Below are 12,961 nucleotides of genomic sequence, written 5' to 3' on the forward strand. Positions count from 1 at the left end.
TGCAAAATCAGGTGAAACAGATGCATACCCCGAAGTACTTCCCGCTCCTGTTAGTTGGGACGCTCGTACTGACGGTGCTATGCATCGTGGCATCCCTTGCCTTCGGCTCTCGAACAGTCGGGTGGAATGAACTGCTGGACGGTTTATTCCGTCCGGCTGTTCAGTCGTATGAGGCAGACATTGTCCGGGAGCGGGTCGTCCGGACAATTTTCAGTTTTATGTGTGGCGCAGCACTCGGTGTGGCGGGTGCACTCATGCAGTCGGTGACGCGTAACCCAATCGCTGACCCGAGTATTCTTGGGGTCAACACGGGAGCAGCGCTCGCCGTCGTCATCGGTATCGCATTCTTCAACATCGCGACGGCGAGTGCGTTCATCTGGTTTGCGCTCGTCGGGGCGCTATTGACGGCCATTTTCGTTTTCGGCATCGGTTCACTCGGAAGGGGAGGGGCGACCCCGCTCAAACTCGTCTTGGCGGGAGCGGCGACAAGTGCAGCATTATCGTCGCTCGTCATGGCTCTTATGATTCCACGCTCAAACGTCATGGACCAGTTCCGCTTTTGGCAAGTAGGGAGTGTCGGTGCGGGAAATCTGGATTCGATTTATACATTTTTACCGTTTCTTCTAATCGGTCTCGTGATTGCGGTAGTGACCGCACCTTCCTTGAACGCACTTGCGCTCGGGGAGGAGATGGCGAAGAGTCTTGGTGTTCGGACGGGGACATTGAAGTTGACCGCCTCGTTCGCAGGCGTGATTCTGTGTGGGGCTGCGACTGCACTCGCTGGACCGATTGGGTTTATCGGACTTCTCGCCCCACATTTGATTCGACTCGTGCTCGGTCCTGACCAACGCTACCTCATGCCGATGTCTGCCTTAGCAGGTGCCATCATCTTGACCTTCTCGGATGTCATGGGACGTTTGCTTGGAAGTCCGGGTGAACTTGAGGTCGGGATTGTGACGGCGTTCATCGGGGCACCGATCTTGATTCTATTGACAATGAAAGTGAAAGTAAGAGGACTATGATGCAACCAGCGATTGAACAAATCAGACAAGGTCGCATGAAGCGACGCCGTCGCTATGTCGGGATGACGCTTCTTTTGACCATCATAGCGGTAGCATTGAGCGGGTTGATGCTCATGTTGGGCAATACGATTTATCCGGTTCAGGATGTCATCCGCGTCTTGCTCGGGGAAGACGTAAAAGGGGCGACGTTCGCCGTTGAAGTATTGCGTCTACCACGTATGCTCGCTGGTGTCTTTGCCGGTGCAGCATTTGGTGCCGCGGGAACGATTTTCCAAACGATGCTTCGAAATCCGCTTGCCAATCCAAATGTCATTGGGATCACAACGGGGTCCAGTGCGGCGGCTGTCTTCTGTATCGTCGTCCTACAATCGAGTGAAGCGATAATCTCGATCGCTTCGATTATCGGTGGGCTCGTCACCGTGCTGGTCATCTATTTTCTATCCAAAGGGGCGGCTTTCTCCATCGGTCGTTTGGTGTTAGTTGGAATTGGGATTCAAGCGATGCTAACAGCCGTCATCAATTATCTATTGCTCATCAGCCGACAAAACGATGTCGCGATGGCGATGCGGTGGTTGACAGGAAGTTTAAATGGGGCGAAACTTGAGGAGTTGCCACCTTTAATCATCACGGTACTCATCTGTTTACCGATTGTACTGTTACTTACCCGTCAGCTTGAAATGCTCGAGCTCGGAGAAATGGCGGCGACAGGGCTTGGCATCAACACGAACCAGACCAGACTTCTACTCATTGTGGCGGCAGTATTCATGCTCGCCCTTGCAACAGCGACAACGGGACCGATTGCGTTTATTGCCTTCTTAGCAGGGCCGATTGCCAAACGGCTCGTCGGAACGAGCCACGCGGGAATCTTGCCGGCAGCGCTTGTCGGAATCATTTTAGTACTAGCGGCCGACCTTGTCGGACAATTCGCCTTCACGGCACGCTATCCGGTCGGTGTCATCACCGGCATCATCGGCGCGCCTTATCTCTTATACTTGTTGATCCGGATGAACCAGAAAGGGGACTTCTAAATGGCATCCATTATGAAAGTGGAACATCTCACCTCAGGATACGAGGACAAGATGATTTTAAACGATATCAGCCTTGAAATTCCGAGCAATCAAATTAGCATCATCATCGGTGCGAACGGTTGCGGGAAGTCGACACTTCTGAAGACGATGGCACGCCTCATCAAACCGACTGCCGGTCAAGTGACGCTTTACGATAAGCCGATTTCGAAAATGGCACCGAAAAAGCTAGCGCGTGTCCTCGGGATGTTGCCACAGTCCCCGGTCGTACCGGAAGGGATCACGGTCGCCGATCTTGTCGGTCGTGGTCGTTACCCGCATCAATCGTTCTTAAAGGGCTGGACGAAAGCCGATTACGAAGCTGTCGCCGAGGCGATGGAGATGATGAACATCACGGAGTTCGCGGATCGTCCCATTGACGAGTTGTCAGGCGGGCAGCGCCAACGCGTCTGGATTGCGATGGCACTGGCTCAACAGACGGACGTGCTCTTTTTAGACGAGCCGACGACGTATCTTGATATCACGTATCAGGTCGAGATTCTCGATTTGTTGACGGACTTGAATCGAAAGTACGGGACGACAATTGTCATGGTGTTGCACGATATCAACTTATCGGCACGTTATGCGGACTACATTTTCGCGCTCGACAAAGGGAAGTTGATCGCCGAAGGGAAGCCATCGAACGTCATCACGTGTGATTTGATCCATCGTGTCTTCAACCTCCGCTGTTCGGTCATGTGTGACCCGGTATCCGGTTCACCTTCCGTTATTCCGATTGGGCGTCATCACGTGCAGACTGAAACGGAAGAGGCGGCTGTCGCGCAGCTTGAATTGGTGTGACCACGTATAGAGAGTCAAGAAGGGGCGAGCGCTCCTTCTTTTTTTGTTTATCCATGAAAGCGTTTGTAAAAAGTCATTGACTTCTCTTTGAGGCGGGTGTATGCTATAAATCCTGCCCAAAATGAGAGGCACGGGGACTGGCATCAGTTCATTCGATATTCGAGAGGAATGACTTAAGATGAACCAACAACAATTAGTCGAGCGCGCACGCCAATTGAAAGACAATGCGTATTCACCATATTCGAAGTTCCGCGTCGGTGCGGCACTTCTCATGAAAGACGGTACGGTCATCGACGGCGTCAACGTCGAGAACGTCTCGTTCGGAGCAACGAACTGTGCGGAGCGTACGGCCATCTTCACAGCGGTCGCTCAAGGATACAAAAAAGGTGACTTCGAAGCGGTTGCCGTGTCTGGGGACACGGAAGACTTCTTGCCACCATGTAGCATCTGCCGCCAAGTCATGGTCGAGTTCGGCGATCCTGACTTCAAAGTACTCCTCACGAACGGCAACGCCGATGTGAAAGAAGTGACGCTTGGAGAACTTGTCCCGCTCGCGTTCACTGATTTGGATATGTGATGTTGAACCCCCTCAGATTCCTGAGGGGTTTTCTTATCCAAAAAAGCGAAAAAATAATCGCGGAATGGCTTGAACAACATAAAGGAGCAGTTCTGAAAAATCGAGGGCTGCAATCCCATACGACCATCCTTCTTCCTCGCGGGAAGTGACTACTTTTCCACGCATAGGTCGCAATCGACCTTTCCATTGAATCGGGAGGGCGGTCGCGCTGTCCACATCCGGGTGATTCATGACACGCATATGCAAGCGTGGCTCAGGCGTAATTCCGGAGCGCCCACAGCGCCCAATCAACTGTTTGGTTTTGACCGTATCTCCCACATTCACGGCAATGGAACCATTCTCAAGATGGGCGAGAAGGCAATATTCATCGTTCGCATGTTGAATGATGACGTGATTACCGAATGGATGATCAGCATCTAGTTCGTCTGACAACCCATCCACGACTTGATGAATCGTCCCGTGTAATGGAGCAATCACTCGTTCCCCAAACGCATACGAGCCGTCCATCCCGATTTTTCTACGATTGTAAGGTTGTTGCTCTTGTGTTTTCAAAAAGTCATAACCATCACGCTTTTTTCGGGTTGGATCATGATGATAAGTTCCGAGGGTTGTCCCTTCGGAGACGACGAACCACTCTTCTTTGAATGGGAGATGGTATTTGTTTTTCGTGAAAGGATTAGTCTCCTTTGAAGAGGATGTGACAGTCATCTGAATGGATGCGATCTCATTCGCGTGATTGAATTGGACGTACAATAACTTTTCTTTTCGAGAATCCGACCATAATACATACCGATTCCCGTTCAACACCATTTCATTGAGCAGGCGATAGCGCCGAATGCCGTGATGGAAAGCGGACGCCTGCCGATGAAAGGCATCCATGGAATACTGAGATTTGAATGAGTCGCTCGTCTGATGATAAATGTCATCGAACTGACCCGATTTGAATAGTTGGATGAACTGTTTGTACGCGTGACGCATATCTATACCGCCTTTGTTGAGTGTTGGTTATTATACGGACGAAAATTTATAAATGTTTCGTGATCATCACCAAAAATTACATATATCGCTGCATCAAGCGTTCCGCATGCTCCTTCATCATCTCCCGCAATGCGCTTGGCGCTTTGACCTCCACTTCCGCTCCGGCTTTCAATAGCTGCCTCGATAAAAATGACAGCTCTTCTTTCGGAACTTCCCACTCATTCAATTCATCGATATCGGGTAATACATCTTCAAGCAAACGGCGACCGAGTGGGGTGAGGTCGAGTCGAACGGTCACACCGTTTCGTTCATCACTTGTCTGCAATACGCTCATCAAATCCTCGGACTCAAACGGTTCCTCAAGCACGTGGACCGCCTCGATGCGATCAATCCGATATTGCCGAAGCCCCAGTTCGGAGAGCCCGAAAACGTACCACTTCAAATCAAGGAGTGCCATACCGACTGGTGCAACGGTGAACGTGCGTTGCCCGTTCATCGTCCGATAGGTCATCTTCATCTTGTTTCGACGTTCGACCGCCTGATAGATTTCTTTCGTGAACGGCGCTTTGGGAATTTGTTTGTTCCCGAGCCACAGGATGTTTCGCTCCAATCGGCTAATCTTCTCTGCGAGGTCGTGCGGCAACTCGTTCACATACCAGTCGGACAATGTACTTCGTATATCCCCAAATGGCACGTCAGGGATGTGTTCCATCCATTTGAGCGTGAGATAGAGCGCAACGGCTTCTTGTTCCCGGAGATGGAGCGGGGGCAATAAACGATTCGGCAACATCTCATATCCTCCGCCGATTCCAGGTACGCTCCAAATCGGATAACCGAGCTCTTCGAGCGATAGCATGTCCCGTTGAATCGTCCGGATGGAGGCGCCTGTCTCCTGAGCCAGTTCTTCAGCCGTGAAGCGTCGTCCATGATTGAGTAGCCGAATCAATTGTAAATGTCTTTTTCTCATTCGAATCATTCCCGTCATCTTTTGTCGTGTTTATTGATTAAACTGAATGTATCACGAATCAAGGAGGAAAACAGGATGCCGAATGTAGTGTTATATATTGCGATGAGTTTAGACGGAAAGATTGCTCGGTCAAACGACCAACTCGATTGGTTATTCGCTGTCGAGGGGGATGGGGACAACGGCTATGCTGAATTTTTCAAGACCGTTGGTGCTGTCATCATGGGACGGAAGACGTATGAGGAAGTGTTGAAGTTAGAAGAGGGAATGTATCCATACAAAGACATCCCGAACTACATTTTGACACGTCAGGCTAACCGTGAGGCCGAGCATGTCACATTCACGGACGAACCAATCAAAGAACTCATCAATCGGTTAAAGCAAGAAGTTGATCAAGATATTTGGCTCATCGGTGGTGGGGAAGTCATCAAAGCCGCGATGGAGCATGACTTGATTGATCGTTATGAGATTGCGATTGCGCCGGTCGTGTTAGGAGAGGGAATCCCTCTTTTCCCAGAAGGTACTAAAGAGACGAAACTTCGACTGACGAGTCACCACGCCTCCGGTCAATTTGTGATGGTGACATATGAACGATAAGTGAGCATCGAGTCCACATGTGGACTCGATTTTTTTATAATAAGGAAAAATATTCATTTTGTAGAATTTTTTACACCTTAGCATGTTAGTTGATGATGGAAATTGGATATATGTAGAGAGTGGAAGTGACATGACAAATGTGAAGGGGACCAACTAATGTTCATGAGTCTAATCGCCAATTCGTGTATTTCTTTTACTGGCATCTATTTCATCTCGAAGATCATGAACTATCATACGAGACATGTGCACATCCAAAAATTCATCATCGGTGTGCTCTCGGGATGTTTCGGGATTTTTCTAATCACGCAAAGTATTGAATTTGAGAATGCGGTAAAAATTGATTTTCGTTTTCTCGTCCTCCTTTTACTCGGGTTTTATCGTTTGGTCTCTCCGTTGTTTATCGCAGCTACAATCATGTCGATTCACCGATTCAGCTACGGTATCGACTTTTACTCGATTGTGGCATGTGTCGCCCTCTTTACGATGGTGATCGGGACGATCCTGACATATCGAATCGTCTGGCTACAGAAGCGGCTTTTCCAATTCGGTCTTACGTTGAACGTGTGGACATGTTTAGTTGCAGCAATGGGGATTCTTGTCGGAGGCGGTTTTACGGAACGTGCTCTCGATGTCGCGTTGTTGGTTACAATGATCAGTTTCCCAATCGGATTGTTGATCACCATGCTGAATATTGATCTATATCTCATCCATCACCGTGTGAGAGAGTATAAAGTTTCAGCGGAAACCGACCATTTGACGGGTCTGGCAAACCGTCGAGCATGGGAGATGCAGATGAAAAAGTTCAAAGGACAATATACGACATGTAATGTATTGATTTTAGATATTGACCACTTCAAACAAATCAACGATCAATATGGTCATGCGAACGGCGACGAGGTATTGAAACAATTTGCAGAACTCTTGCACCGAGAAACAAGGAATCAAGACATTAAAGCACGGATCGGTGGAGAAGAATTTGGTATTTTGATTCCAATGCTTTCTCAGAGCGAGGTGGTCAACGTAGCGGAGCGGATTAGACACAGCATATCGAAACATGAGTTCAAGCTACTCGATCAACAAAAAATTCAGTTATCCGTTTCGATTGGGATTGCGAACGGAAAGAGCGAGAATCTACGTGAGATGATTCGTCTGGCAGATGATTGTTTATATCAGGCGAAAAATAGTGGTAGAAATCGTACACATGTGACGGAAACTATAGTTGGATAAACAAAGCGTGTCGGTCATCCCGATACGCTTTTGGATTGTATAAAAACTGCAGACCATTAAGATGATCTGCAGTCATGGGGTCGCTCGTTCGCTTAAATGCGGTTCCCACACATCGGAAAAGTTGTGAACCGGGTGGGCACCTTCTAAGGTCCGGAATTCATAATCTCGTTCTTTCGCATAACGGATGATTGTATCAAGTGCTTTCGGTGTCATCGAGTGATCGTGCGCCAAAATGATGGAAGCAATATTCGCCGTACGATTCGCTTCGAGGAGGTCGAATACGCGTTGTTCGACGCGTGCATTGTCTTTCTTATATACATGGTCGAGACTGCCGACGTTCCAATCCCATATTTCAAAACCGGCATCGGTCATCGCCTGCCAGTGTGCGGGTGTCATGCCGGCGTCGCTCCCGTAAATCGTCCGGGCCATGTTCGTATGAATGCCTGTCACTTCATAGATAAGTGCTTGTACTTCCTGCATCTGACGTACGGCCGTCAACGGTGTTTCATAAAATTCATCCCGTTCGTGCCGCATCCCGTGTAAGGCAATCAGGTGACCTTCCGCAATCATGCGATGAAGCAGATGCTCATTTCCTTCGATATTCTTCCCGAGGATGAAGAAGGTTGCCTTCACTTGATGTTTCTTCAAGACATCGAGTAGCTTTCCCGTTTTCCAGTTCGGTCCATCATCGAGCGTCAAATAGATAAGACTCGGGTCGTTATAGGCCTTCGGATCCGGGATCGCAGCCTGAGACAAAGACCCAATCAATAGAAAGATCGACATGAGTAAAAGAACGCGTTTCATCATTCAATTCAAAACTCCCTCAAATCAAAACCAAGTGACATGTGATACATACTTTACCATATGTCCGAGACATCGAGACGATAAATTTGTTCGTCAAGTTCTGTCGCGAAAAAGGTGAATTTCAATTTCTTCAATAGCGCGATCGATGCCGTGTTCGTCCCATGCACACCGGCTTTGAACTCTTTCGCTCCTTGACCAGTCAAGTGACGAATCAATCCCGACATCACTTCAAATGCATAGCCTTGACGCGCTCGCGTCGGTACGATGGTGTAGCCAATCCAATAGGTCGTACCTTCTTGCTGAATATAGACATCACCAATCAATTCATCCGTCGCTTTGTCAATGATAGCGAGTTGCGTGCCTTGAAGAAACGATTGTTCACCGAGTAGGACGTTTTCATATTCCTCACGGGTGAGCCCTTTGAATGATTGATGTTTCATCCAGTCCAAGTCATTTCGATAGACCATAAACGATTTGATGTCTCTTGTTTCGAACGGTCGAATGAGGCAACGGGTTGTCGTAATCATGGTTGTCATACCATTCAAACCAACTTCTTTTCTTTTTTGAAAAGACCAATCAATAGTAACGCCAGACCACTCAAGAAAATGATAGGGAAAATAAACCACATGATCAATCCGGCCCATCCGTTCTGTACACTGATTGCGTACGAGAGTCCGATGGAAAACGCTAAGGCTGGTGATATAGGAATCATAAGAGCGATTCCCCATATTCTAAATTTTGTGTTTCGTGCTTCGCCTGTACTGAACCAATACGCCACGAATGCACCTAAACCTGCGATGAGATACCCGATTGCAATCGCCATTCCATCAATCCCTTCTTCGATACGATGATTGTTTGACCTCGTCCTTACTTTCCATGTATATCACGAAAAATCCTGTCATAAATCAAAAAGACCGAGCCCTTCAGGGACTCGGTTTGTCATTATACGTGCTTCCGCTGAAACGCAGAAATCGCTTCATATTCCTCAGATAGGTGACGTGACAGGCGGATGTAGATCGGCAAAAGTTCGCGATACACATTCGTCGCTTCCATGTCCGGTATATGCTCATGGGTCACTTGTGGTACCTCTTGGAACTCCTCGATGTCCCCGAAGGCGTACTCCCCGAGCATGACAGCCCCGAGACATGAACTCTCGTGACTCTCTGGCACGACGACCGGCGTATCGAAGATGTCTGCCATCATCTGACGCCACAAGCTCGATTGGGCAAAACCACCTGTCGCATGGATGAGGTTCGGGGCGCCCGTCAACTCATCGAGTGCGAGCATGACCGTATAGAGGTTAAAGATGACACCTTCCAACACAGCGCGGATGAAATGTTCGCGCTTATGGTGAATGCTGAGCCCGAAAAATGAACCGCGAGCGTTCGAATCCCAAAGTGGAGCCCGTTCACCCATCAAATACGGATGGAACAAGAGTCCGTCCGCACCTGGTTTGACCGTCTCGGCGATTCGCGTCAACACATCGTACGCGTCAATCCCGAGTCGTTTCGCCGTCTCGACCTCGCTTGCTGCGAACTCGTCACGGAGCCAGCGGAGAATGATGCCGCCGTTATTGACTGGTCCACCGATTACCCAATGCTTGTCCGTCAGCGCGTAACAGAAGATGCGACCTTTTGGATCTTCGACCGGTTCCGAGACGACTGTCCGGATGGCGCCACTTGTCCCGATTGTCACGGCGACGACGCCTTGTTCGAAGGCACCGACCCCGAGGTTCGAGAGCACGCCGTCGCTCGCCCCGATGACGAGCGGGAAGTCCCAGCCGAGCGTCTCGGTCACGTCTGGTGTCACATGTAAAATTTCTGTTGTCGGCACGAGTTCAGATAAACGATCTGGTGTCACACCGGCAACCGTCAGTGCTTCCGCATCCCAATCTCGTTGTTTCAAATTGAACAACCCCGTCGCCGAGGCGATGGAGTGGTCGACGACGAAGCGTCCCGTCAACCGATAGAAGACATACTCTTTGATGGAGACGAACTTGGCCGTCTGTTCAAAGACGTCAGGGTGTTCCGTTTTCAACCAGCGCAATTTCGACAGCGGCGCCATCGGGTGGACCGGGGTACCGGTGCGCATATGGAGGGCGCTCGCATCAAAGTCGCGTTTGATTTCTTGCGTAAACGGGTTCGCCCGACTGTCGGCCCAAGTGATGCTGTTCGTGAGCGGACGTCCTGACGCATCAAGTGCGATCAAGCTATGCATCGCCGAACTGAACGATGCGAAGCGAATCGGACCGTCCGCTTTGGCGCGGACCGCCGAGACGGCTTCGAGCACGGCCCCGTAGATGACGACCGGGTCTTGCTCGGCCGTCTCCGTATCGGGCGTGAGAAGCGGATACAACACGTTATGTACCGCCAATTGTTGATGACCGTTGAACAGGACGGCTTTCGTACTCGTCGTCCCGATATCGACCCCAATCGTAAACACACAATCACTTCCTAACTTAGATGATAAACAGGCTAATCAAGAACACGACGGCAAAGCCGGTGAGTCCGATAATCGTTTCCATGATCGTCCATGACTTGAGCGTGTCTTTCACGTCAAGACCGAAGTAACGGTTGACGAGCCAGAAACCTGAATCGTTGACGTGTGAGAGGACGGTCGCCCCTGAGGCGATGGCGATGACAATCAAACCGAGTGCCGCGCCTGTGATGTTTTGGATTTCAAGTAGCGGTGTGATGAGTCCGGCTGCCGTGACCATCGAGACCGTTGCCGACCCTTGGGCGACACGGACGACCGTCGCGATCAAGAAGGCGAGGACGATTGCCGGAAGTGGTGAGCCGGCCATCATTTCACCGAGGACGTCACCGACACCTGAGTCGATGAGGACTTGCTTGAACACTCCACCGGCTCCTGTGACGAGGATGATAATCCCGGCTGGCTCGAGTGCTTTCGTTGCGATCTCTTGTACTTCGTCACGTGAATACCCACGGCGTGTCCCGAGGAAGACGAATGTGAGGAGCGTCGCGATCGTCAAAGCGACAAACGGGTGTCCGAGGAACGTCAAGAAATCACGGACGGCGTTACCTTCATCCAAGAGAACCGCCGAGAGCGTGTTCGCCAAAATCAACACGAGCGGAATCAAGATGAGTGACAAGATCATTTTGAAGCTCGGCAGTTCTTTCGATGTGTCGATTTCTTCAAACTCCATGTAATCCGGAATCGTCACATGAATCTTCTTAGCAATATACTTCCCAAAAACAGGACCGGCTAAAATCATGGCTGGAATCCCGGCGAGGACACCGAACAAGATGACCCAACCAAGGTCAGCGCCAATCAAGTTGGCGACAGCGATCGGACCAGGTGTCGGTGGGATGAAGCTGTGTGTGACCGCGAGACCCGCAAGGAGTGGTATACCGTAGTAGAGAAGCGAGCGTCCCGTCTTTTTGGCGAGACCGTATACGATTGGAACGAGAATGATAAAACCGACATCGAAGAAGACCGGGACGGCGACGATGAATCCGGTAATCCCGAGCGCCCATTGTGCCTTGTCTTCACCGAACTTGCTGACGAGTGTTTGGGCAAGACGTTCCGCGCCACCCGATACTTCAAGCATCTTCCCGAACATCGCGCCAAGACCGACGACGACGGCGACGAAGCCGAGCGTTCCGCCCATCCCGTTTTGGATGGAGGCAATGACATCCCCGAGTGGCATGCCGGCTGCGACCCCGACGATTAAACTGACAAGTAATAACGAAACGAATGCGTGAAGCTTTGTTCGAATGACTAAAAATAAGAGCAAGAAGATCCCGGCTAAGGCGATCAAAATAAGTGTTGAGCCAGACATTGAATATTCCCCCTAAATTCCGAATATGTAACCGTTTACAGTTTTTGACAAAGGAAAAGGCCATATCCCCGTGACCTTTTCCACAGATGTTACTTCTTGACGACCGCGTGACCACCGAACTCGTTGCGGAGTGCAGCGACGACTTTACCTGAGAACGTATCGTCTTCGAGAGAGCGATAGCGCATCATGAGCGAAAGGGCGATGACCGGTGCCGCGGCTTGCAGGTCGAGCGCCGTTTCAATCGTCCATTTGCCTTCACCGGATGAATGCATGACCCCACGAATTTCATCGAGCTTCGCATCTTTCTTGAAGGCGTTCTCTGTGAGCTCCATGAGCCAAGAACGGACGACCGAGCCGTGGTTCCAGACGCGTGCGACTTGTTCGTAGTCGTAATCGAACGGGCTCTTTTCGAGAATATCGAATCCTTCCGCAATCGCCTGCATCATCCCGTACTCGATGCCGTTATGGATCATCTTCAAGAAGTGACCGCTGCCGGCAGGACCCGTGTACAAGTAGCCATTCTCGACAGATAGATCTTTGAAGATTGGTTCAATCGTTGGCCACGCCTCCGCGTCACCCCCGACCATCGTACAGGCACCGTTTCGGGCCCCGTCCGTGCCTCCGCTCGTCCCGCAATCGAAGAATTTGATCTCTTTCTCGGCGAACTGTTCGGCGCGTGCGACCGAGAGTTTGTAGTTCGAGTTCCCGCCGTCGATGACGATGTCGCCTGGCTCGAGTCGCTCATACAATTCGACGAGCACCGCTTCCGTGACGTCTCCGGCCGGGACCATCGCCCAGATGATACGTGGTGTCGACAACTTGCTCACGACATCTTCGAGTGTCGGCACAATCGTAAAGGTGTCCGATGTGACGTCCCCGACGTCCGTCCCGATGACTGTGTGTCCGTGGTCGCTCAAGTTGAGTGCCAAGTTGTAACCCATTTTCCCTAAACCAATCAAACCAATTTCCATATTGTCACCCCTGAAAAAGAATTTTTTTCCGTCTCTGTATTCATCATATCAAAATAAATTCGATTTACAAGTGTGATTGCGGAATTTTTTTCGGAAGATACAAAAAGCATCCCGACTAAATGCGTAGACGGGACGAAGGTAAGACATTTTTTTT

General features: G+C 50.2%; 14 protein-coding genes. 6 read left to right on the forward strand and 8 right to left on the reverse strand.

The features are described from left to right. Nucleotides 1–20 precede the first annotated feature (20 nt). The 4 genes from KOG47_RS01760 to KOG47_RS01775 all read left to right on the forward strand — a co-directional run bounded on the left by KOG47_RS01760 (nt 21) and on the right by KOG47_RS01775 (nt 3,464). Nucleotides 21–1,022, forward strand: coding sequence for a FecCD family ABC transporter permease (locus KOG47_RS01760; RefSeq protein WP_370568609.1), 1,002 nt, complete (start codon nt 21–23; stop codon nt 1,020–1,022). Further along, complete coding sequence (locus KOG47_RS01765; protein ID WP_214690456.1) at nt 1,019–2,050, forward strand: FecCD family ABC transporter permease; 1,032 nt, start codon at nt 1,019–1,021, stop codon at nt 2,048–2,050. Before KOG47_RS01760 ends, KOG47_RS01765 begins: the two co-directional genes overlap by 4 nt. Further along, nucleotides 2,051–2,887, forward strand: a complete 837-nt coding sequence (locus tag KOG47_RS01770; protein WP_196431233.1) for an ABC transporter ATP-binding protein — start codon at nt 2,051–2,053, stop codon at nt 2,885–2,887. It abuts the gene before it with no gap. A 178-nt stretch (nt 2,888–3,065) separates the two neighbouring features. Further along, nucleotides 3,066–3,464: a cytidine deaminase gene (locus tag KOG47_RS01775; protein ID WP_074035820.1), complete on the forward strand. Its 399-nt coding sequence runs from the start codon at nt 3,066–3,068 to the stop codon at nt 3,462–3,464. A gap of 33 nt (nt 3,465–3,497) precedes the next feature. Here KOG47_RS01775 and KOG47_RS01780 read toward each other — a convergent pair whose 3' ends face one another. Together KOG47_RS01780 and KOG47_RS01785 are read right to left on the reverse strand one after the other, a co-directional pair. After that, entirely contained in the window at nt 3,498–4,442 is a 945-nt protein-coding gene (locus tag KOG47_RS01780; protein ID WP_214690457.1) for a peptidoglycan DD-metalloendopeptidase family protein, read from the reverse strand. A 76-nt stretch (nt 4,443–4,518) separates the two neighbouring features. Continuing rightward, nucleotides 4,519–5,409: a helix-turn-helix transcriptional regulator gene (locus KOG47_RS01785; protein WP_214690458.1), complete on the reverse strand. Its 891-nt coding sequence runs from the start codon at nt 5,407–5,409 to the stop codon at nt 4,519–4,521. A gap of 75 nt (nt 5,410–5,484) precedes the next feature. On the opposite strand from KOG47_RS01785, the gene KOG47_RS01790 reads away from it, so the two are divergent. Both KOG47_RS01790 and KOG47_RS01795 read left to right on the forward strand, forming a co-directional pair. Beyond that, the gene (locus KOG47_RS01790; RefSeq protein WP_159562924.1) at nt 5,485–6,003 is read left to right on the forward strand and encodes a dihydrofolate reductase family protein; all 519 of its coding nucleotides are present in this window, start codon (nt 5,485–5,487) and stop codon (nt 6,001–6,003) included. Nucleotides 6,004–6,159: 156 nt separating this feature from the next. After that, nucleotides 6,160–7,230 carry a GGDEF domain-containing protein gene (locus tag KOG47_RS01795; protein ID WP_196431229.1) on the forward strand — a complete coding sequence of 357 codons (1,071 nt, stop codon included), beginning with the start codon at nt 6,160–6,162 and terminating at the stop codon, nt 7,228–7,230. Between the two features lie 72 nt (nt 7,231–7,302). Here KOG47_RS01795 and KOG47_RS01800 read toward each other — a convergent pair whose 3' ends face one another. From KOG47_RS01800 to gnd, 6 genes are all read right to left on the reverse strand, one after another. Then, nucleotides 7,303–8,037: a polysaccharide deacetylase family protein gene (locus tag KOG47_RS01800; RefSeq protein ID WP_211782289.1), complete on the reverse strand. Its 735-nt coding sequence runs from the start codon at nt 8,035–8,037 to the stop codon at nt 7,303–7,305. A gap of 50 nt (nt 8,038–8,087) precedes the next feature. Beyond that, a complete protein-coding gene (locus tag KOG47_RS01805; protein ID WP_251125264.1) occupies nt 8,088–8,561 on the reverse strand; it encodes a GNAT family N-acetyltransferase in 474 nt (157 codons plus the stop codon). 14 nt (nt 8,562–8,575) lie between these two features. Then, on the reverse strand, nt 8,576–8,857 hold the full coding sequence (locus KOG47_RS01810) for a hypothetical protein (RefSeq protein WP_196431226.1): 282 nt from the start codon (nt 8,855–8,857) through the stop codon (nt 8,576–8,578). 119 nt (nt 8,858–8,976) lie between these two features. Further along, nucleotides 8,977–10,476, reverse strand: coding sequence for a gluconokinase (gene gntK, locus KOG47_RS01815; protein WP_215243639.1), 1,500 nt, complete (start codon nt 10,474–10,476; stop codon nt 8,977–8,979). A 16-nt stretch (nt 10,477–10,492) separates the two neighbouring features. Then, nucleotides 10,493–11,836 (reverse strand): GntT/GntP/DsdX family permease, encoded by a 1,344-nt coding sequence (locus tag KOG47_RS01820; protein WP_074036021.1) that lies wholly within the window; start codon nt 11,834–11,836, stop codon nt 10,493–10,495. 89 nt (nt 11,837–11,925) lie between these two features. Further along, on the reverse strand, nt 11,926–12,807 hold the full coding sequence (gene gnd / locus KOG47_RS01825) for a phosphogluconate dehydrogenase (NAD(+)-dependent, decarboxylating) (RefSeq protein WP_215243640.1): 882 nt from the start codon (nt 12,805–12,807) through the stop codon (nt 11,926–11,928). Nucleotides 12,808–12,961: the final 154 nt, after the last annotated feature.

The organism is Exiguobacterium sp. s121, from assembly GCF_018617245.1.
In the GTDB taxonomy this organism is placed as follows: Bacteria; Bacillota; Bacilli; order Exiguobacteriales; family Exiguobacteriaceae; genus Exiguobacterium; species Exiguobacterium profundum.

What these genes read in the sequence shown, in the direction of transcription:
- KOG47_RS01795 (WP_196431229.1), top strand. Translation starts at nt 6,160, where the DNA reads ATGTTCATGAGTCTAATCGCCAATTCGTGTATTTCTTTTACTGGCATC.
- KOG47_RS01780 (WP_214690457.1), bottom strand. Translation starts at nt 4,442, where the DNA reads ATGCGTCACGCGTACAAACAGTTCATCCAACTATTCAAATCGGGTCAG.
- KOG47_RS01800 (WP_211782289.1), bottom strand. Translation starts at nt 8,037, where the DNA reads ATGATGAAACGCGTTCTTTTACTCATGTCGATCTTTCTATTGATTGGG.
- KOG47_RS01810 (WP_196431226.1), bottom strand. Translation starts at nt 8,857, where the DNA reads ATGGCGATTGCAATCGGGTATCTCATCGCAGGTTTAGGTGCATTCGTG.
- KOG47_RS01775 (WP_074035820.1), top strand. Translation starts at nt 3,066, where the DNA reads ATGAACCAACAACAATTAGTCGAGCGCGCACGCCAATTGAAAGACAAT.
- KOG47_RS01790 (WP_159562924.1), top strand. Translation starts at nt 5,485, where the DNA reads ATGCCGAATGTAGTGTTATATATTGCGATGAGTTTAGACGGAAAGATT.
- KOG47_RS01770 (WP_196431233.1), top strand. Translation starts at nt 2,051, where the DNA reads ATGGCATCCATTATGAAAGTGGAACATCTCACCTCAGGATACGAGGAC.
- KOG47_RS01760 (WP_370568609.1), top strand. Translation starts at nt 21, where the DNA reads ATGCATACCCCGAAGTACTTCCCGCTCCTGTTAGTTGGGACGCTCGTA.
- gnd (WP_215243640.1), bottom strand. Translation starts at nt 12,807, where the DNA reads ATGGAAATTGGTTTGATTGGTTTAGGGAAAATGGGTTACAACTTGGCA.
- KOG47_RS01805 (WP_251125264.1), bottom strand. Translation starts at nt 8,561, where the DNA reads ATGATTACGACAACCCGTTGCCTCATTCGACCGTTCGAAACAAGAGAC.
- KOG47_RS01820 (WP_074036021.1), bottom strand. Translation starts at nt 11,836, where the DNA reads ATGTCTGGCTCAACACTTATTTTGATCGCCTTAGCCGGGATCTTCTTG.
- KOG47_RS01765 (WP_214690456.1), top strand. Translation starts at nt 1,019, where the DNA reads ATGATGCAACCAGCGATTGAACAAATCAGACAAGGTCGCATGAAGCGA.
- KOG47_RS01785 (WP_214690458.1), bottom strand. Translation starts at nt 5,409, where the DNA reads ATGAGAAAAAGACATTTACAATTGATTCGGCTACTCAATCATGGACGA.